Raw genomic sequence first — 20,010 nt, 5'->3', positions numbered from 1 at the left:
CGAAGGGCTGACCTGCCCGAAGGGATGAGGTGCCGGAGGGGCTGAGATGTCCCTCCGGCACCTCAGCCCAGCGCCGACTCGACCAGCACCGTCCACTGCGCCACGACCCGTTTCCGCCGTGCCCCGTCGTCTGTCAGCAGGTTCGCGAGGCCCAGGCCGCGGGACATGTCCAGGAGGCCCTGGATCGTTTCGCGGACGCCGGGGCGGGACTCGTCCGCGTCGAGGAGTTCCACCGCGATGCGGTGGGTCTCGCGGCCCACGCGGGATTCGAGTTCGGTGACGCGGGAGCCCAGCTGGGGCTCGTTGGACGCGGCCACCCACAGGTGGAGCGCCGCGCGGAAGAGCGGGCCCGTGTAGAGGTCGACCAGCGCCGCGACCACCGCGGCCCGATCCTGCGCGGGGAGCGCGCGCAGGGCCGTCGAGCGCTGCTCGGCGACGTACTCGACCGCCGCGGTGAACAGGTCCTCCCGGGTGGGGAAGTGGTGCTGTGCCGCGCCCCGCGAGACACCCGCCCGCTCGGCGACCACGGAGACCGTCGAGCCCGCCCAGCCGTGCTCGGCCAGGCAGGACACCGCGGCCTCCAGGAGTTTCTGGCGCGTCGCACGGCTGCGGTCCTGCTTGGGCGAGCGGTCCGCGGCGGTCACAGCACCCATGGGCGCTCCCGTCGTTCGAGGAACGCCGTCATTCCCTCCCGCGCCTCGGCAGAGCCGAAGAGCCGCGCGGACAGGGCGACGACGGCGTCCGAGTGGTCGTCGAATGCGTCGAGCACCCTAGCCGTGAGCAGCTTCTTCGTCTCGGCCAGGGCGTGCGGTGCCGCCGCGCGCAGCCCGTCGAGCATCGGTTCGAGGGTGGCGTCGACGTCGGCCCCGTACGCCGTGACCAGTCCGATCCTGGCCGCCTCCGCCGCGTCGAAGCGCTCCCCGGTGAGGTGGTAGCGGGACGCGGCGCTCGGGTCGAGGCGGGGCAGGAGCGTCAGGGAGATCACGGCCGCGGCCACCCCGATGTGCACCTCGGTGAGCGCGAAGGAGGCGGCCGGGCCCGCCACCGCGATGTCGCACGCGCCGAGCAGCCCGAGCCCGCCCGCCCGTACGTGGCCGTCGACGCGGGCGACCACGGGCTTGGGGAGCTCGACGATCTGCCGCAGCAGCCCGGCGAAGGCCCGCGGGTCGGGCGGCGCCTTCAGGTCGGCGCCGGAGCAGAACGTCGTGCCGGTGTGGGTGAGCAGGGCCGCGCGGACGGCGGGGTCCTCGCCGAGGTCGTGGAGCGCGTCGGCGAGGGCGCCCACCAACTCCGCGGAGAGCGCGTTGCGGCGCTCGGGGAAGTCCAGGGTGAGGGTGACGACGCCGCGTTCGGGCGGGGAGATGTCCAGGCTCATCAGGGCTCTCCTCAGTACGACTTGGGCAGGCCGAGCGTCTGGTGGGAGACGTAGTTCAGGATCATCTCCCTGCTGACCGGGGCGATCCGCGCGACCCGGGAGGCGACGATGAGCGAGGCGAGCCCGAACTCCTTGGTGAGGCCGTTGCCGCCGAGGGTGTGCACGGACTGGTCGACGGCCTTCACACAGGCGTCGGCCGCGGCGAGTTTGGCCATGTTGGCGGCCTCGCCGGCGCCGGTGTCGTCGCCCTCGTCGTAGAGCCGGGCGGCCTTCTGCATCATCAGGCGGGCCAGTTCGATCTCGACGTGGGACTGGGCCAGCGGGTGGGCGATGGCCTGGTGGGCGCCGATCGGGGACTTCCAGACGCTGCGTTCCTTGGCGTACTCGACGGCGCGGGAGAGCGCGTGGCGGCCCATGCCGAGGGCGAACGCGGCCGTCATGATCCGTTCGGGGTTGAGGCCGGCGAAGAGCTGGAGCAGGCCCGCGTCCTCGTCGCCGACGAGCGCGTCCGCGGGGAGTCGCACGTCGTCGAGGGTCAGCTCGAACTGCTTCTCCGCCGCCTGGAGTTCCATGTCGATCTGGCGCCGTCCGAAGCCGGGGGCATCGCGCGGGACGATGAACAGGCACGGCTTGAGGTTGCCGGTCCGCGCGTCCGACGTGCGGCCCACGACGAGCGTCGCGTCGGCGATGTCGACGCCGGAGATGAAGACCTTGCGGCCGGTCAGCAGCCAGTCGCCGGAGTCGGGGTCGCGGCGGGCGGTGGTGGTGATGCGGTGCGAGTTGGAGCCCGCGTCGGGCTCGGTGATGCCGAACGCCATGGTGCGGGAGCCGTCGGCGAGGCCGGGCAGCCAGGTCCGCTTCTGCTCCTCGGTGCCGAAGCGGGCGATGACCGTCCCGCAGATCGCGGGCGAGACGACCATCATCAGGAGCGGACAGCCCGCCGCGCCAAGCTCTTCGAGGACGATGGAGAGTTCGGCTATGCCGCCGCCTCCGCCGCCGTACTCCTCGGGCAGGTTGACGCCCAGATAGCCGAGCTTGCCCGCGTCCGCCCACAGTTCGTCGGGGTGGCCGCCGCTGCCGGCGACCCGGGCCAGGTAGTCGCGGCCGTAGCGGCGGCCGAGTGCGGCGACGGCGGCGCGCAGGGCCTGGTGCTCTTCGGTTTCGAGGACGGTGCTGCGAGCAGTGCTCATGCGGACTGTTCCTCCTGTACGGCGGCCTTGTCGGCGGCCTCTACGACGGCGAGCAGTGCGCCGACCTCGACCTGGCGGCCGGGTACGGCGTGCAGGGCGGTGAGCGTGCCGGAGGCGGGAGCGCAGATGCGGTGCTCCATCTTCATGGCCTCCAGCCAGACGAGGGGCTGCCCGGCCGTGACCGGCCGCCCCTCGGCGATTCCTTCGGCGACGCGCACGACGGTGCCGGGCATCGGGGCGAGCAGGGATCCCGGGGCGCGGCGGGCGGTGGGCTCGGGCAGCAGCGGCAGCGGGGTGAGGGCGGTGTCGCCGTCAGGGGTGGTGACGTGCACGCGGTCCACGTACCGGGTGACGGTGAACTTCCTTCGCACGCCGCCCACTTCGAGGACGACGAGGTCGGCCGTCACGCTCAGCACGTGCACACCGTCGGCGGCCGGGCCCTGCCGGGTGTGGCGGTAGGGGACCTCGTGCTCGGTGCCGTCGGGTTCGGTGCGGTAGCGCTTGAGGTGGGGCTGGGAGCTGAGGTTGCGCCAGCCGCCGAAGCGGGAGCGGCCGTGCGCGTCGGCGAGGGCCGCGGCCAGCGGGGCGTGCGGGTCGGGCGCCGGGGCGGTGAGCGCTTCGGCGTGCCGGTCGTAGAAGCCGGTGTCCATGCGGGCGGCGGTGAACTCGGGGTGCCGCAGGGAGCGTACGAGCAGGTCGCGGTTGGTGACCGGGCCGTGGATCGCGGCGCGCTCCAGGGCGCCCGCCAGCTTGCGCAGGGCCTCGGCGCGCGTCGGCGCGTGCGCGACGGCCTTGGCGAGCATCGCGTCGTAGTGCACGCCGATGGTGTCGCCGGCCGCGTACCCGGTGTCCAGGCGCACGTCGCCGGGCACGTCGACGCGGTGCAGGGTGCCGGTCTGCGGGGCCCAGCCCGCGGCCGGGTCCTCGGCGTAGAGGCGGGCCTCGACGGCGTGGCCGTGCGCGGCCGGCGGCTCGGCGGGCAGCGCCTCGCCCTCGGCGACGCGCAGCTGCAGCGCCACGAGGTCCAGGCCGAACACGGCCTCGGTGACGGGGTGTTCGACCTGGAGGCGGGTGTTCATCTCCAGGAAGTGCGCGCGGCCAGCCGCCACCAGGAACTCGACGGTTCCCGCGCCCCGGTAGCCGGTGACGCGGGCGGCCCGCACGGCCTGCGCGTGCAGGTCGGCGACGAGGTCCGGGGCGAGGCCGGGCGCCGGGGACTCCTCGATCACCTTCTGGTGCCTGCGCTGCAGGGAGCAGTCACGGGTGCCGAGCGGCCACACGGTGCCGTGCGCGTCGGCCATGATCTGCACCTCGACGTGCCGGCCGCCCTCGACGTACGGCTCGACGAACACCTCGCCGTCCCCGAAGGCACTGGCTGCCTCGGCCCGTGCGGCGGCCAACTCCTCGTCCAGGGCGGCGAGTTCCCGTACGACGCGCATGCCGCGCCCGCCGCCGCCCGCCGCCGCCTTCACCAGGACGGGCAGGTCGGCCTCGGTGACGTCGGCCAGTGGCGCGATGCCCATCAGCTCCTTGGCGCGGGTCTTGGACGCCATCGCCTCGATCGCCTCCGGCGGCGGGCCGATCCAGACCAGGCCCGCGTCCAGGACGGCCCGCGCGAAGCCCGCGTTCTCGGAGAGGAAGCCGTAGCCGGGGTGGACGGCGTCGGCGCCCGCGGCCTGCGCGGCCTTCACGACGAGGTCGCCGCGCAGGTACGTGTCGGAGGGCGCCGAGCCCGGCAGCCGTACCGCCGTGTCGGCCTCGCGCACGTGCAGGGCGCCCGCGTCGGCGTCGGAGTACACGGCGACCGTGGCGATGCCGAGCTCGCGGCAGGTGCGGAAGACCCGGCAGGCGATCTCGCCCCGGTTGGCCACCAGCAGGGAAGTAATCATGCGGATTTCCTCGCATCACTCATGGAGCGCGTCGCGGTGCTCATGGGAAGGCCCTCACATCCGGAAGACGCCGAAGCCGCCGCGCGCGCCCTCGTAGGGGGCGGTGTGGATCGCGGAGAGGCACAGGCCGAGGACCGTGCGGGTGTCGCGCGGGTCGATGACCCCGTCGTCGTAGAGCCGCCCGGACAGGAACATCGGCAGCGACTCGGACTCGATCTGCTGCTCCACCATGGCGCGCAGCGCCGCGTCCGCGTCGTCGTCGTAGGGCTGGCCCTTGGCGGCGGCGGACTGCCGGGCGACGATCGACAGGACGCCGGCGAGCTGCTGGGGGCCCATCACCGCGGACTTGGCGCTGGGCCAGGCGAAGAGGAAGCGGGGGTCGTAGGCACGCCCGCACATGCCGTAGTGCCCGGCGCCGTAGGAGGCGCCCATGAGGACGGAGAGGTGCGGCACCTTCGAGTTCGACACCGCGTTGATCATCATCGCGCCGTGCTTGATGATGCCGCCCTGCTCGTACTCCTTGCCGACCATGTAGCCGGTGGTGTTGTGCAGGAAGAGCAGCGGGATGTCGCGCTGGTTGGCGAGCTGGATGAACTGGGCGGCCTTCTGGGACTCCTCGCTGAACAGGACGCCCTGCGCGTTGGCGAGGACACCGACCGGGTAGCCGTGCAGGGCGGCCCACCCGGTGACGAGCGAACTCCCGTACAGCGGCTTGAACTCGTCGAAGTCGGAGCCGTCGACGATGCGGGCGATGACCTCGCGGGGGTCGAAGGGCTTCTTCAGGTCGCCGGGGACGATGCCGAGCAGCTCGTCCTCGTCGTACGTGGGGGGCACGACGGTGACGGGGTCCGGATCGGCGTGTGCCTTGCGCCAGTTGAGGCGGGAGACGACGCGGCGAGCCTGGCGCAGTGCGTCCCGCTCGTCCTCGGCGAGGTAGTCGGCGAGGCCGGAGGTGCGGGCGTGCATCTCGGCGCCGCCCAGCGACTCGTCGTCGCTCTCCTCGCCGGTGGCCATCTTCACCAGCGGCGGGCCGCCGAGGAAGACCTTCGCCCGCTCCTTGACCATGATCACGTGGTCGCTCATGCCGGGCACGTAGGCGCCGCCCGCCGTGGAGTTGCCGAAGACGACGGCGACGGTGGGGATGCCGGCGGCCGAGGACTGGGTGAGGTGCTTGAAGAGGGCGCCGCCCGGGATGAAGATCTCCTTCTGGGACGGCAGGTCGGCGCCGCCGGACTCCACGAGGTGGATCGAGGGCAGCCGGTTGGCGTGACCGATCTCGTGCGCCCGGAACGCCTTCTTCAGCGTCCAGGGGTTGGAGGCACCGCCCCTGACGGTGGGGTCGTTGGCGGTGATCAGGCACTCGACGCCCTCGACGACACCGATGCCGGTGACCATGGAGGCGCCCACGGGATAGTCGCTGCCCCAGGCGGCCAGCGGGGACAGCTCCAGGAAGGGCGTGTCCGGGTCCAGGAGCAGCTCGACGCGTTCGCGGGCCAGCAGCTTGCCGCGCTTTCGGTGCCGGGCGACGTACTTCTCGCCGCCTCCCTCGAGCGCCTTGGCCTGCTCGGTGTCGAGTTCGGCGAGCCGCTCCAGCATGGCCGCGCGGTGCTCGGCGTACTCGGCGCTCGCGGGGTCGAGCGCGGAGGCGATGACGGTCACAGCAGTACCTCCGGTATGTCCAGGTGACGGGCGCGCAGCCACTCGCCGAGGCCCTTGGCCTGCGGGTCGAAGCGGGCGCGGGCGGCCACGCCCTCGCCGAGCAGGCCCTCGACGACGAAGTTCAGGGCGCGCAGGTTCGGCAGGTCGTGCCGGACGACCCGCAACCCGGCTGCTTCCGGGAGCAGTTCACGCAGCCGCTCGACGGTCAGCTCGTGGGCGAGCCACCGCCACGCCTCCTCGGAGCGCACCCACACGCCCACGTTCGCGTCGCCGCCCTTGTCGCCGCTGCGGGCCCCGGCGACCAGGCCGAGGGGGGCGCGGCGGGCGGGTCCCGGCGGCAGGGGCGCGGGCAGCGGCGGGGGTTCGGGGTCCTGGAGTACGCGGGTGTCGGCGCCGGCGGGGACGGGCGTGCGCTTCCCGTCGGGCAGGACCGCCACGTGGTCGACGGTGGCGCGGTCGACGTACGCGGCCTCGAAGACGCCGTAGGGCGAGCCCTTGCCGGGCGGTGCGGTGACGTGGAAGCCGGGGTAGCTGGCGAGGGCCAGTTCGACGGCGGCGCCGCTGAGGGTGCGGCCCACCGTGTCGGCGTCGGTGTCGCGCACGACGAGGCGGAGCAGGGCGCTGGCGCTCTCCTCGGTGTCCGCGTCGGCGCGGTCGGTGCGGGCCAGCTCCCACCGCACGTCCGCGGGGCGGGACTTGGCGCGGTCCAGGGCGTCCTCGAGCTGGGTGCGGACCAGGGCGGCCTTGGCGTCGATGTCGAGGCCGGTGAGGACGAAGACGACTTCGTTGCGGAAGCCGCCGAGGCGGTTGAGGCCGGTCTTGAGGGTCGGGGGCGGCGCCTCGCCGCGCACCCCGTCGATCCTCACGCGGTCGGGCCCCTCCTGGGTGAGGGCGACCGTGTCGAGGCGGGCGGTGACGTCCGGGCCCGCGTACCGGGCGCCCTGCGTCTCGTAGAGGAGCTGTGCGGTGACCGTGCCGACGTCGACGAAGCCGCCGGTGCCGTCGTGCTTGGTGATGACGGACGAGCCGTCCTCGTGGATCTCGGCGAGCGGGTAGCCGGGGTGGCGCAGGGCGGCCGGGTCTGCGCCGTGCCCTGCCTGCTCGCCGTGTCCGCCAGGCCCGCCGCGCCCGGTGAAGAAGGCGTAGTTGCCGCCGGTGGCCTGCGCCCCGCACTCCAGGACGTGCCCGGCGACGACGGCGCCCGCGAGCCGGTCGTAGTCGTGCGGGCCCCACCCGAAGTGCGCGGCGGCGGGCCCGGTGACCAGGGCGGCGTCGGTGACGCGGCCGGTGACCACGATGTCGGCGCCGGCGTCCAGGCAGGCGGCGATGCCTGCGCCGCCGAGGTAGGCGTTGGCGGTGAGGGCGCCGGGGAATCGGCCGCCGAGGTCGTCGCCCTCGACGTGCGCGACCCGCAGTCCGTCGATGCCGAGGCGCCCGGCGAGCTCCCGTACGGCGCCGGCGAGTCCGGCCGGGTTGAGGCCGCCCGCGTTGGCGACGATCCGCACGCCCCGCTCCCGGGCGAGGCCGAGGCACTCCTCCAGCTGGCGCAGGAAGGTCTTGGCGTAGCCGCGCGAGGGGTCCTTGAGGCGGTCGCGGCCGAGGATGAGCAGGGTGAGTTCGGCGAGGTAGTCGCCGGTGAGGACGTCGAGGGGGCCGCCGGTGAGCATCTCGCGCATCGCGTCGAAGCGGTCGCCGTAGAAGCCGGAGGCGTTGCCGATGCGCAGGGGGGCGGCGGTCATCCGGCCTCCCCCCTGGGGGCGCGGCCGGCGCCGGGCGGACCCGCGAAGGCCTGCGCGATGTCCAGCCAGCGTTCGGCGTCGGGCCCCTCGGCGCGCACGGCGAGGTCGGCGCGGTGGGCGCGCCGGGTGACGAGCAGGCAGAAGTCGAGGCCGGGCCCGGTCACGCGCTGGGCGGCGTCCTTGGGCCCGTACGCCCACAGCTCCCCCGTCACGGGCGAGGTCAGCTCGACCCGGAACTCCTCGCCGGGCGCGGTCGCCCCCCGTACGGCGAAGGCGAAGTCACGTGCCCGCACCCCGATCCGCGCCACGTGCCGCAGCCGGTCGGTCGGCGCCCGCCGCACGCCGAGCGCGTCCGCCACGTCCTGGCCGTGCGCCCAGGTCTCCATGAGCCGCGCCGTGGCCATCGAGGGCACCGCCATGGGCGGCCCGTACCAGGGCAGGCGGGTGCCCTCGGGCGCCCCGGCCAGGGTCTGCCACAGCTCGTCGCGCCCGGCCCGCCAGTGGGCGAGCAGTTCGGCGGGCGGCAGCGTGGCGCCTTCCTCGGCGCCCTCGTCGACGAACGAGTCGGGGGCCGCCGCGGCCTTGTCGACCTCGGCGGCGAAGGCACCCGGGTCGGTGGCGGCGAGCAGCGCCGCCCGGTCCGTCCAGGTCAGGTGCGCGATCTGATGGGCGATCGTCCAGCCCGGCGCCGGGGTCGCGAGGGACCACCGTTCCGGGCTCAACTCCGCCACGAGAGTGTCGAGTTCCTCGCTCTCGCTGCGCAGGTCGTCGAGCACGGGCAAGGCATCGGACACGGAACGCTCCCCTCGGGGCACGACTGTGGTCTCCCCCGCCCGAACGAAGTGGAGAGCGTGGGGAAGTGCCTGGGAGCATGGCAGTGCCCGGAGAAACAAGCAAGCGTGCTTGCATTACTTTCCGGACGACTCCGTGACGGATTCCGTGACGGAGTCGTCGATGGATTCCGCGGCGGATTTCGTGACGGATTTCGTGACGGATTCCGCCAAGTCGTCCGCGTCCACGGCCGCGGCCGACCCCGCGCCCGCCTCCGTCACCGGATCGGCGCCCGCCACCGGCTCCGAGTCCGCGCCCCCGCGGCGCCGCCGCCCCACCTGCGTCCGTACCGCGCCCATGCTCGCCGCGATGACCAGGGCGATGGCCAGCGCCTCGACGAGGGACAGGGCCTGGCTCAGGACGAGGAACCCGGCGACGGACGCGATGGCCGGTTCCAGACTCATCAGGATCGCGAAGGTGTGCGCGGGAAGACGCCGCAGCGCGAGCAGTTCGAGGGTGTACGGCAGCACGGACGACATCACCGCGACGGCCGCGCCGAGCGCCAGCGTGCCGGGCTGGACCAGCTTCGACCCGGCCGCGGTGATGCCGAGCGGCAGGAAGAGGACCGCCGCGACCACCATGGCGAGGGCCAGGCCGTCGGCCTGCGGGAAACGGCGTCCGGTGCGGGCGCTGAAGAGGATGTACACCGCCCACATCGCCCCCGCCCCGAGCGCGTAGGCGACACCGACCGGGTCGAGCCCGTCGAAGCCGCCCCCGCCGCCGAGCAGGAACACCCCGCACAGGGCGAGCCCCGCCCAGACCACGTTCATCGCGCGGCGCGAGGCGAGCACGGAGAGCGCGAGCGGCCCGAGCACTTCGAGCGTGACGGCGGGCCCCATGGGGATGCGGGCGACGGCCTGGTAGAAGAGGCCGTTCATCCCGGCCATGGCCACGCCGAAGGCGACGACCGTGCCCCAGTCGGCGCGCGAGTGCCCGCGCACCTTCGGACGGCACACGACGACGAGCACGAGCGCCGCGAACAGGAGCCGCAGCGCCACGATGCCGACGGCACCGACCCTCGGCATCACGCTCACCGCGACGGCGCCGCCGAACTGCACGGAGATCCCGCCCGCGAGGACGAGCCCGACGGGTCCGAGCGGCCCGAGACGGCCGCGGAGCCCCGGCCGGCCGCTTCCCTGGGGCGCGGCACCCCCTTGGGACGGGACGGCCCCCTGGGGCGGGACGGTCCCCTGGAGGGGGACGGCCGCCTCCGCGGGTGCTGCCTGGTCGCTGCGGGAGACGTTCATGGGAGAGCCCTTCCTGGTGCGCTTCGGCACTTCCCACGGTTCAGCGTTCTGGACTCGACCGTCCAAGGCAGTGCACTAAGACAGGATTGTGGAGCCCTTTTACTGCTGTACGCAAGCCACGTCCGGATGCCGAGGTCAGGGCGCCGTGGGCGGCGCCTCCCCGGCACGCCCCTCGTCCCCGCCGCGCGCGATCCCCTCCGCGAGCACCTCCGCGAGGTGGCGCCCCCGTACGCCCGCCAGCTGCGCCAGCTGCGTGCGGCAGGAGAAGCCGTCGGCCAGGACCACCGCGTCCGCGCCCGCCTCCTGCACCGCGGGCAGCAGCTGCTCCTCGGCACAGGCCTTCGACACGTCGTAGTGGCCCCGCTCGAACCCGAAGTTCCCGGCGAGGCCGCAGCAGCCGCCGCTCAGCTCGCCGTCCAGGCCCGCCTTCGTCCGCAGCCGCCGCTCCGCCGCGTCGCCCAGGATCGCGTGCTGGTGGCAGTGGGTCTGGCCGACCGCGGCGCGGCCGACGTGCGGCGGCCGCCAGTGCGGGGCCAGCTCCTCGACGGCCTGCGCGAACGTGCGGACCGAGGCGGCGAGCCGGTGGGCGCGCGGATCGTCGCCGAGCAGCTCGGTGAGGTCCGAGCGGAGCGCGGCGGCGCAGCTCGGCTCCAGGACGACGATCGGCGTCCCCGCGTCCAGGAGCGGCTCCATCCGCTCCACGGTGGCGCGCAGGACGGCGCGGGCGCGGTCGAGCTGGCCCGTGGAGACGTACGTGATGCCGCAGCACACCCCGCCCGGCGGCAGCGTGACGGAGAGCCCGGCGTCCTCGAGGACCGCCACCGCGGCCCGCCCCACCGCCGGCGAGAGGTGGTCGGTGAAGGTGTCGGGCCACAGCACGACGCGCGGACCGGTCGCGGGCCGCCCGCGCCGCCGCTGCCGCCGCTGCCACCACTGACGGAACGTGCGCGGCGCCACCTCGGGCACCGCCCGCTCCGGGGCGATCCCGCCGGCCCGCTTGCCGAGCGCGGCCAGCGGCTCGACGCGGGCGAGGGCGTTGACGAGGGGAGCGGTGCGCGTCACCGCCACGGCCCGCAGCCAGCGCGGCAGCCACCCCATCGCGTAGTGGGCGGCGGGTCTGCGGCGGCCTTCGTAGTGGTGGTGCAGGAACTCCGCCTTGTACGTGGCCATGTCGACGCCCACCGGGCAGTCCGAGCGGCAGCCCTTGCAGGACAGGCAGAGGTCGAGGGCGTCCTTGACCTCCGCGGAGCGCCAGCCGTCCGTGACGACCTCGCCGGCGAGCATCTCGTGCAGCAGGTGGGCGCGTCCGCGCGTGGAGTGCTCCTCCTCGCCCGTGACGCGGTAGGACGGGCACATCACGCCGGTCGGGGAAGCCGTGGACGACGTACGGCACTTGGCGACGCCGACGCACCTGCGCACGGCCGCCGAGAAGTCGCCGCCGTCGTGCGGGTAGCCGAAGACGACGTCGACCGGCTCGCGCGGCAGCGGCGCGAACCGCAGGTCGGCGTCCAGCGGCGCGGGCCGCACCAGCATGCCGGGGTTGAGCAGGCCCGCGGGGTCCCACAGGTCCTTCACGCGCTCGAAGAGGCCGATGAGTCCGGGTCCGTACATCTTCGGCAGGAGCTCGGCGCGGGCCTGTCCGTCGCCGTGCTCGCCGGAGAGCGAGCCGCCGTGCGCGACGACGACGTCGGCGAGCTCCTCGGAGAAGCGGCGGAAGCGGGCGATGCCCTCGCGGCCCAGCAGGTCGAAGTCGATGCGGACGTGGATGCAGCCGTCCCCGAAGTGCCCGTAGGGGGTGCCGCGCAGCCCATGACCGGTGAGCAGCTCCCGGAAGTCCCGCAGGTAGGCGCCCAGTCGGGCGGGCGGCACCGCGCAGTCCTCCCAGCCCGGCCAGGCCTCCGAGCCGTCCGGCATGCGCGTCGCCGTGCCGCTGGCGTCCTCGCGCACCCGCCACAGCGCGCGCTGGCCGGCCGGGTCGTCGACGACCACGGCGTCCACGGTGTCCCCCGAGGCGGCCCGCACGATCGTGTCGGCACGCGCGCGTGCCTCGGCCGGGCTGTCGCCGCCGGTCTCCACGAAGAGCCAGGCGCCGCCCTTGGGCAGCCCGTCGGTGCCGCGCACCAGGTCGGCCGCCATGCCCTCGACCGTCAGGGGGTGGTGCGGGAGCAGTCCGGCCGCCGCCTCGGCCGCCGCGCTCTCGTCCGCGTAGCCGAGCACGGCGAGCGCCCGCGCGCGGGGCGCCTCGACCAGGCGTACGTCGGCTTCGGTGAGGACGCCGAGGGTGCCCTCGGAGCCGCAGAAGGCGCGGGCGAGGTCGGCGTGGTGTTCGGGGAGCAGCGCGTCCAGGGCGTATCCGGAGATGCGGCGCGGCAGGTCGGGGTAGCCGGTGCGCAGGAGTGCCAGGTCGCCGTCCACCAGCGCGCGCAGGCCGTCGGGGGCGCCGTCCCAGCCCTGGGCGAGGCGGCGGCCCTCGCCCCTGCCGTCGACGACGGAGAGCGCGCGGACGTTGTCGGCGGTGGTGCCCCAGGCCACCGAGTGCGAGCCGCACGAGTTGTTCCCGATCATGCCGCCGAGGGTGCAGCGGCTGTGGGTGGAGGGGTCGGGGCCGAAGGTGAGCCCGTGCGGGGCGGCGGCGGCGCGCAGGTCGTCCAGGACGACGCCGGGCTGGACGACGGCCGTTCGCGTCCCGGGGTCCAGGGAGACGATGCGGTTCATGTGGCGGGTGAGGTCGAGGACGACGCCGACTCCGGTGGCCTGCCCGGCGATCGAGGTGCCGGCGCCGCGGGGCACGACCGGCACCTGTCGCGCGCGGCAGACGGCGAGCACCGCCGCCACGTCGTCGGCGTCGCGCGGGGCCACCACCGCGGCGGGCACCCGGCGGTAGTTGGACGCGTCCATGGTGTGCAGGGCCCGCGCGGTGACGGAGAGGTCCACCTCGCCGCGCACGGCCCGGCGCAGGTCGCGCGCGAGGCCGTCCGGGTCCGCCGGGACCCCGCCTCCCCCGCTGTGCGCCGGGCCGCCGGGGTCGCCGTCGAGATCGCTCATACCGTCCAGCATGCATCCGCGCGGGCCCCTCCTGGCCACCCCGCCCCACCCGTTTTTTCACGATCCGGACGGGAAGATTCCCAACTCGGTCACTAACTCTCCTATAGTGATCTCGACTTGAGCAGAGTGTGTCGCTTCCGATCGAGGACCCCGATTGATGACCGCGCCAACCCCCCTTGCGCGCCCCGGGACGGAGCACCCTCCGCTGCGTCCTTCCGCGTTCGTCCTGCTGGCCAGTGCCCTGGTCACCGCGGCGCTGACCGGAGCCGCCGTCGCCCTCGCGCCGGCCTCCGTACGGACGCCGCTGGCCTGGGGAGCGGGCGCCGCGGCGCTCGCGCTGACCGCCACCGTGACGCTCGCCTTCCACCTCACCCGTGCCAACGCCCTGCTGCGTCGGAACACGGACGCCGTACGCCGGGACGCCGGCCGGCTCGTCCAGGAACAGGCCGCCCGCACCGAGGAGTTCACCCGCGAGCGGACCGCCCTCACCGAGCACTTCGTCCGCGAGCGGACCGACCTGACCGTGCGCGCCCGCACCGCCGAGTCCGAGCGCGCCGCCGCCCTCGCCGCCTGCGCCAACGCCGCAGGCCGCATGCAGGCCCTGGCCACCGGCATGCTCGCCGACCTCCGCGAGATGGAGGGCAGGCACGCCGACGAGGACGTCCTCACCGACCTCCTCCACCTCGACCACAGGACCGCGCAGGCGGGCCGCATCGCCGACTCCGTCGCGGTGCTCACCGGCGCCCGCTCCGGCCGCCGCTGGGCCCGGCCCATCGTCATGGAGTCGATCCTGCGCGGCGCGATGGGCCGCATCGGCGGATACCAGCGCGTGCGCGTCCACTCGGCCAGCGAGGTCGCCGTCGCGGGCCACGCCGCCGAGGGCGTCATGCACGCCCTGGCCGAACTCCTCGACAACGCGGCGAACTTCTCGCCGCCCACCTCCGAAGTGCACGTCTACATCGAGGAGGTCGCCGCCGGAGTCATCGTCTCCGTCGAGGACAGCGGCCTGGTGATGGGCGCCGTCCAGCAGCGCCGCGCCGAACGCGCCGTGTCCGGCGAGACGACCGGCCTCGGCGGCCTGTCCGGCACCCGGCTCGGCCTCCCGGTCGTCGGCAGGCTGGCCCGCAAGCACGGCCTGACGGTGTCGTTCCGGCCCTCGGCGCGCGGCGGCACGGGCGTACTCCTGCTGATACCCCAGGAGCTGCTCTCCCGCCCCTCGGACACCGCGCCCGCCCCGGTCCCCGCGTCCCTCACGGCCGCCTCACCCACGACCGCGGCGGCACTCCCGGCCCCCGGGCCCGCCCGCTCCGCCCTCCCGCCGCCCACGGGCACACCGGCCGCGACGCCTCCGCGCTCCGTGCCCGCACCGGCCACCGAGCGCGCCCCCGGGACCGACGCGGCGCCGGACACCGACGTGAACACGGCTCGGGGCTCGGCCCCGGTCCCGGCTCCGGCTCAGGTCCCGGCCCCGAACACCCCCGGCACCACCCCCGAGGCCCCCCTCGACCGCGTCGACCCGGACCCCGTGCCCGCGCACGGGTCCCCCGCCGCCGCACAGGCCCCGGGCACCGCGGACCCGGTCGCCGAGGCGCCGCTGCCCAAGCGCCCCCGCGGCCGTACCCTCGCCGCCGCCGAGCGGGCCCGCGGCGACAGCGACACCGGCGAGACCCGGATCAGGCCGCGCGCGGCCGCCGACACCGCGGCCCGCTTCAGCAGCTTCCGCCAGGCCGTCAGGGCCACCCCCACGGACCCCTCGGGGCCGCCCGGGGACCCCGACGCCCCCGCAACTCCCCCGCACCCGGAAGGCGACACTCCCCGATGACCACCGGCACCACCCCCGGCAGCACCACCGACGACAAGCTGACCTGGCTCCTCGTAGGGCTCCTGGAGCGCACCCCCGGCGCCCGGCACGCCCTCGTGCTCTCCCGCGACGGCCTGAAGCTGTGCCGCACGCCCGAGCTCTCCGTCGACCAGGCCGACCAGCTCGCCGCGATAGCCGCCGGCATCCAGTCCCTCTCGCACGGCGCGTCCGCCGAGTTCGGCGACGGCAGCGGCGGGGTCCGCTCCGCGATGGCCGAGTTCTACGGCGGCATCCTCTTCATCGTCGAGGCCGGCGAGGGCGCGCACCTGGCGGTCGTCGCCGCCGAGGACGCCGACGCGGGCCTGGTCGGACACACCATGAGCGAGCTGGTCGAGCAGCTCGGCGAGCACCTGCGCGCCGCGCCCCGCGCGGACGACGGCCCGCGCACCCCGCACGCCTCATGAGCCGCCCCGGCCGGGACGACTCCCCCGACCGGCTGTACACCCTCACCGGAGGACGCAGCCGGTCGGCGCCCGACGCCCCCTTCGACCTGGTGACCCTCGTCGTCGCCGAGTCGGGGCCGGTCCCCGGCATGCAGTCGGAGCACGCCGCGATCCTGCGGCTGTGCCACCTGCCGACCGCCGTCGTGGAGGTCGCCGCCGAACTCGGCCTGCCGGTGAGCATCACGCGCATCCTGCTCTCCGACCTGCTCGACGCGGGCCGGATCAGCGCCCGCCACCCGCGCACGGGCACCGGCCACAGCCTTACCGACCCCGACATCCTGGAGCAGGTGCTCGTTGGACTCCGCAACCTCTGAACGTACGCAGCCCGCCGGACGTACGTCGGCGCGCCGCGAGCTGACCGCCACCGCCGACAACGGTCTGAAGATCGTCGTGGTCGGGGGCTTCGGCGTCGGCAAGACCACGCTGGTGCGTTCGGTCAGCGAGATCCGTCCCCTCAACACCGAGGAGACGATGACGCAGGCCGGGCAGGGCATCGACGAGACGGGCGGCCTCGAAGGGCTGCACGGCAAGACGTCCACGACCGTCGCCTTCGACTTCGGCCGCATCACGCTCGACGCCCACAACGTCCTCTACCTCTTCGGCGCCCCCGGCCAGGAACGCTTCTGGTTCCTGTGGGACCGCCTCTTCGCCGGCACGCTCGGCGCGGTCGTCCTCGTCGACACCCGCCGCCTGCAGGACTCCTGGTACGCGATCGACCGCCTGGAACACCACGGCACGCCGTTCATCGTGGCCCGCAACGACTTCGGCGGCTCCACGCACACCGCCGACCAGCTGCGCGAGGCGCTCGACCTCGACCCCGGGGTGCCGCTCATCGACTGCGACGCACGCTCCCGCCAGTCCGGCAAGGACGTGCTGATCACACTCGTCGAGCACCTGCAGTCGCTGTACGCCGCCCAGCTGAACGCCCCCCAGGAGACCGCCCAGTGACCTGCCCCGTAACCGGTGCCGGCGCCGCTGCCGCGCCCGTGCCGCTCTCCGGACCGCGGTTCGCCACCGAACCCGCCCAGCTGTACCGGGAGATGCGGCGCGACCACGGCCCCGTCGCGCCCGTGCTGCTCGACGGCGGCATACCGGCCTGGCTGGTGCTCGGCTACCGCGAACTGCACCAGGTCACCGGCGACCCGCTCCTGTACAGCCGCGACTCCGAGCTGTGGAACCAGTGGCCGCACATCCCCGCCGACTGGCCGCTGCTCCCGATGATCGGCCACAAGCAGCCGTCGATCCTCTACACCGTCGGCGAACGGCACACCCTGCGCGCCGCGATGATCGCGCACGCCCTGGAGGCCGTGGACCCCTTCGAACTCAAGGCGCACGCCGAACGGTTCGCCGACGAGCTCATCGACCGCTTCTGCGGCAAGGGCACCACCGACATCATCGCCGAGTACGCGATGCTGCTCCCGGTCCGCGTCCTGGCCCGCATCTACGGCTTCTCCGACGAGGAGGGCCCCGGCCTCGTCACCGCCATGAACGACATGATCGACGGCCGTGAGCGGGCCCTCGCCGGCCAGCAGCACCTGGGCGGCTCGATGATGCGGCTCATCGCCGACAAGCACGCGCGGCCCGGCCAGGACGTCGCCTCGTACATGATCGAGTCGCAGCTCCCGCAGGACGGCGACGCCTTCACGGACGAGGAGATCGCCCAGGACCTGATGGTCATGATGGCCGCGGGCCACCAGCCGAGCGCCGACTGGATCGGCAACTCGCTGCGCCTGATGCTCACCGACGACCGTTTCGCCGCCTCCCTGTTCGGCGGCCGGCACAGCGTCGCCGAGGCCATGAACGAGGTCCTCTGGGAGGACACCCCCACCCAGAACGTCGCCGGGCGCTGGGCCTCGCGCGACACCCAGCTGGGCGGGCGCCGCATCAACTCCGGCGACCTGCTCCTGCTCGGCCTCGCCGCCGCCAACTCCGACCCGCAGGTACGCATCGACGGATCGGCCCTGACCGGCGGCAACAGCGCCCACTTCTCCTTCGGGCACGGCGAGCACCGCTGCCCCTTCCCCGCCCAGGAGGTCGCCGAGGTCATCGCGCGCACCGGCATCGAGGTCCTCCTCGACCGGCTGCCCGACCTCGACCTCGCCGTACCGGCCACGGACCTGGCCCGCCGCCCCTCCCCCTGGCTGCGCGGCCTGACCGACCTGCCGGTGAGCTTCACCCCGACCCCGACCTCAGCGCTTGGAGAAGCCAGATGACGCGCATCGCCCTGGACCCGTTCGTCACCGACCTCGACGGCGAGAGCGCCCGGCTGCTCGCGGCGGGCCCGCTCGCGGAGGCGGAGCTGCCCGGTGGCGTCCCGGTGTGGGCGGTCACGCACCACGCCGAGGCCCGCCAACTCCTGACGGACAAGCGCCTGGTGAAGGACATCGAGGTCTGGGGCGCCTGGCGGCGCGGCGAGATCCCCGCCGACTGGCCGCTGATCGGCCTCGCCAACCCCGGCCGCTCCATGCTGACGGTCGACGGCGAGGAGCACCGCAGGATGCGCACGCTGGTCGCGCAGGCGCTGACGCCGCGCCGCGTGGAGCGCATGCGGGAGCGCATCGGCGAGCTCACGGAAGGCCTCCTGGACCGGCTGCCCAAGGACGCGGAAGTCGTCGACCTGAAGGCCGAGTTCGCCTACCCGCTGCCCATGTACGTCATCAGCGACCTCATGGGCATCGACGAGTCCGACCACCCGCGCCTGAAGGTCCTGTTCGACAAGTTCTTCTCCACGCAGACGCCCCCCGAGGAGGTCGTGGCGACCCTCGGCGAGCTCGCCGGGATGATGGGCAAGGTCGTCGCGGCCCGCCGCGCGGAACCCGGCGACGACCTGACCAGCGCGCTGATCCAGGCCTCCGAGAACGGCGACCACCTCACCGACGCGGAGATCCTCTCCACGCTCCAGCTGATGGTCGCGGCGGGCCACGAGACGACGATCTCCCTCATCGTCAACGCGGTCGTCAACCTCAGCGCCCACCCCGACCAGCTCGCCCTGGTCCTCTCGGGGGAGATCGGCTGGGACGCGGTGATCGAGGAGACCCTGCGCTACGCGACCCCCACCTCGCACGTCCTGATCCGCTTCGCCGCGGAGGACGTCCCCGTCGGCGACAAGGTGATCCCCAAGGGGGACGCGCTGATCGTCTCGTACGGCGCGATAGGCCGCGACGAGCAGGCCCACGGCCCCACGGCGGACTCCTTCGACATCACCCGCACGTCGCCGACCCGCCACATCTCCTTCGGCCACGGCCCTCACGTCTGCCCCGGCGCGGCGCTCTCCCGCCTGGAGGCGGGCGTGGCCCTCCCGGCCCTGTACGCCCGCTTCCCGGCCCTGACCCTGGCGGTCCCGCACACGTCCCTCCGCAACAAGCCGGTGGTGACCCAGAACGACCTGTACGAGCTGCCGGTGAAGCTGACGGTCCGGCCACGCCGGTGATCGGTCCCTCCGGCGCCTGAGGAGCGGGGTCCGGGGCGGGTCCCCGAGACGTCCACGCCGGGGGGCAGCGCGATCTCAGCCGCCGGACACCACCGAGACGGGGAGCCCTGAGCCGCTAGGCTCCCCCCGTGGCTGAGATCCAGATTCCCGCTGACATGAAGCCCGCCGACGGCCGTTTCGGCGCGGGCCCCTCCAAGGTGCGTACGGAGGCGCTGGACGCCCTGGCCGCCACCGGCACCTCCCTCCTCGGTACCTCCCACCGTCAGGCCCCGGTCAAGAACCTGGTCGGCCGGGTGCGTGACGGCATCAAGGACCTCTTCTCCCTCCCCGAGGGGTACGAGGTGATCCTCGGCAACGGCGGTTCCACCGCGTTCTGGGACGTCGCGACGCACGGCCTGATCGAGAACACGTCGCAGCACCTCAGCTTCGGCGAGTTCTCCTCCAAGTTCGCGAAGGCGGCCAAGCTCGCCCCGTGGCTCGCCGAGCCGACCGTGATCACGAGCGACCCGGGCACGCACCCGGACCCGAAGGCGGAGGCGGGCGTCGACGTCTACGCCTTCACCCACAACGAGACCTCCACGGGTGTCGCCGCCCCGATCCGCCGGGTCGACGGCGCGGACGCCGGGTCCCTCGTCCTGGTGGACGCCACCTCGGGCGCGGGCGGCCTGCCGGTCGACATCGCCGAGACGGACGTCTACTACTTCGCCCCGCAGAAGTCCTTCGCCTCGGACGGCGGCCTGTGGCTGGCCGCGTTCTCCCCGGCCGCGATCGAGCGCGCCGAGCGGATCCACGCGTCCGGCCGGCACGTCCCGGAGTTCTTCAGCCTGCCCACGGCGATCGACAACTCCCGCAAGAACCAGACGTACAACACCCCGGCGCTCTCCACGCTCTTCCTGCTCGCCGAGCAGCTGGACTGGATGAACGGCCAGGGCGGCCTGGAGTTCACGACCGGCCGCACCGCCGCGTCCTCGCAGGCGCTGTACGGCTGGGCCGACGAGTCCAAGTACGCGACACCGTTCGTCACGGACCCGGCCAAGCGTTCGCAGGTCATCGGCACGATCGACTTCTCGGACGAGATCGACGCCGGCGCCGTCGCGAAGACGCTGCGGGCGAACGGGGTCGTCGACACGGAGCCGTACCGGAAGCTCGGGCGCAATCAGCTGCGCGTGGCGATGTTCCCGGCGATCGACCCGGCGGACGTCGAGGCGCTCACCAAGTGCATCGACTACGTCATCGAGCGACTCTGACGGTTCGCCGCGCGACCGGCCGCGCGTACGTCGCGGCCGGTCGCGCGGTTTCCC

The 20,010-nt window shown here is 74.1% G+C and carries 16 protein-coding genes; 7 read left to right on the top strand and 9 right to left on the bottom strand.

The window, feature by feature from the left end; translation table 11 throughout:
• Window positions 1–62 precede the first annotated feature (62 nt).
• The 9 genes from ACZ592_RS18865 to ACZ592_RS18825 form a co-directional block, all read right to left on the bottom strand.
• Window positions 63–653, bottom strand: coding sequence for a TetR/AcrR family transcriptional regulator (locus ACZ592_RS18865; RefSeq protein ID WP_471582687.1), 591 nt, complete (start codon window positions 651–653; stop codon window positions 63–65).
• Window positions 641–1,375 carry an enoyl-CoA hydratase family protein gene (locus ACZ592_RS18860; protein ID WP_471582686.1) on the bottom strand — a complete coding sequence of 245 codons (735 nt, stop codon included), beginning with the start codon at window positions 1,373–1,375 and terminating at the stop codon, window positions 641–643. The genes ACZ592_RS18865 and ACZ592_RS18860 overlap by 13 nt, the downstream gene beginning before the upstream one ends.
• A gap of 11 nt (window positions 1,376–1,386) precedes the next feature.
• On the bottom strand, window positions 1,387–2,565 hold the full coding sequence (locus tag ACZ592_RS18855) for an acyl-CoA dehydrogenase family protein (protein ID WP_471582685.1): 1,179 nt from the start codon (window positions 2,563–2,565) through the stop codon (window positions 1,387–1,389).
• A complete protein-coding gene (locus ACZ592_RS18850) occupies window positions 2,562–4,454 on the bottom strand; it encodes an acetyl/propionyl/methylcrotonyl-CoA carboxylase subunit alpha (protein ID WP_471582684.1) in 1,893 nt (630 codons plus the stop codon). Before ACZ592_RS18850 ends, ACZ592_RS18855 begins: the two co-directional genes overlap by 4 nt.
• Window positions 4,455–4,508: 54 nt before the next feature.
• Window positions 4,509–6,113 (bottom strand): acyl-CoA carboxylase subunit beta, encoded by a 1,605-nt coding sequence (locus ACZ592_RS18845; RefSeq protein WP_471582683.1) that lies wholly within the window; start codon window positions 6,111–6,113, stop codon window positions 4,509–4,511.
• Window positions 6,110–7,852, bottom strand: coding sequence for an acyclic terpene utilization AtuA family protein (locus ACZ592_RS18840; protein ID WP_471582682.1), 1,743 nt, complete (start codon window positions 7,850–7,852; stop codon window positions 6,110–6,112). The genes ACZ592_RS18845 and ACZ592_RS18840 overlap by 4 nt, the downstream gene beginning before the upstream one ends.
• Window positions 7,849–8,646, bottom strand: a complete 798-nt coding sequence (locus ACZ592_RS18835; protein ID WP_471582681.1) for a TIGR03084 family metal-binding protein — start codon at window positions 8,644–8,646, stop codon at window positions 7,849–7,851. The genes ACZ592_RS18840 and ACZ592_RS18835 overlap by 4 nt, the downstream gene beginning before the upstream one ends.
• 114 nt (window positions 8,647–8,760) lie before the next feature.
• Window positions 8,761–9,930, bottom strand: coding sequence for an EamA family transporter (locus tag ACZ592_RS18830; RefSeq protein WP_471582680.1), 1,170 nt, complete (start codon window positions 9,928–9,930; stop codon window positions 8,761–8,763).
• 135 nt (window positions 9,931–10,065) lie between these two features.
• Complete coding sequence (locus ACZ592_RS18825; RefSeq protein ID WP_471582679.1) at window positions 10,066–12,975, bottom strand: FAD-binding and (Fe-S)-binding domain-containing protein; 2,910 nt, start codon at window positions 12,973–12,975, stop codon at window positions 10,066–10,068.
• Window positions 12,976–13,132: 157 nt separating this feature from the next.
• On the opposite strand from ACZ592_RS18825, the gene ACZ592_RS18820 reads away from it, so the two are divergent.
• The 7 genes from ACZ592_RS18820 (at window position 13,133) to serC (ending at window position 19,956) form a co-directional block, all read left to right on the top strand.
• Window positions 13,133–14,797: a sensor histidine kinase gene (locus ACZ592_RS18820; protein ID WP_471582678.1), complete on the top strand. Its 1,665-nt coding sequence runs from the start codon at window positions 13,133–13,135 to the stop codon at window positions 14,795–14,797.
• Window positions 14,794–15,240, top strand: a complete 447-nt coding sequence (locus tag ACZ592_RS18815) for a roadblock/LC7 domain-containing protein (protein ID WP_471582677.1) — start codon at window positions 14,794–14,796, stop codon at window positions 15,238–15,240. The genes ACZ592_RS18820 and ACZ592_RS18815 overlap by 4 nt, the downstream gene beginning before the upstream one ends.
• The gene (locus ACZ592_RS18810; RefSeq protein WP_471582676.1) at window positions 15,237–15,593 is read left to right on the top strand and encodes a DUF742 domain-containing protein; all 357 of its coding nucleotides are present in this window, start codon (window positions 15,237–15,239) and stop codon (window positions 15,591–15,593) included. Before ACZ592_RS18815 ends, ACZ592_RS18810 begins: the two co-directional genes overlap by 4 nt.
• On the top strand, window positions 15,574–16,227 hold the full coding sequence (locus tag ACZ592_RS18805; RefSeq protein WP_471582675.1) for a GTP-binding protein: 654 nt from the start codon (window positions 15,574–15,576) through the stop codon (window positions 16,225–16,227). Before ACZ592_RS18810 ends, ACZ592_RS18805 begins: the two co-directional genes overlap by 20 nt.
• Window positions 16,224–17,492, top strand: coding sequence for a cytochrome P450 (locus ACZ592_RS18800; RefSeq protein WP_471582674.1), 1,269 nt, complete (start codon window positions 16,224–16,226; stop codon window positions 17,490–17,492). Before ACZ592_RS18805 ends, ACZ592_RS18800 begins: the two co-directional genes overlap by 4 nt.
• Entirely contained in the window at window positions 17,489–18,709 is a 1,221-nt protein-coding gene (locus ACZ592_RS18795; protein WP_471582673.1) for a cytochrome P450 family protein, read from the top strand. The genes ACZ592_RS18800 and ACZ592_RS18795 overlap by 4 nt, the downstream gene beginning before the upstream one ends.
• A 128-nt stretch (window positions 18,710–18,837) precedes the next feature.
• On the top strand, window positions 18,838–19,956 hold the full coding sequence (serC, locus tag ACZ592_RS18790; RefSeq protein ID WP_471582672.1) for a phosphoserine transaminase: 1,119 nt from the start codon (window positions 18,838–18,840) through the stop codon (window positions 19,954–19,956).
• The last annotated feature ends 54 nt before the right edge of the window (window positions 19,957–20,010 follow it).

The organism is Streptomyces sp. NPDC040622 (genome assembly GCF_055593965.1).
This window is presented reverse-complemented; position numbering and strand designations above follow the sequence as displayed.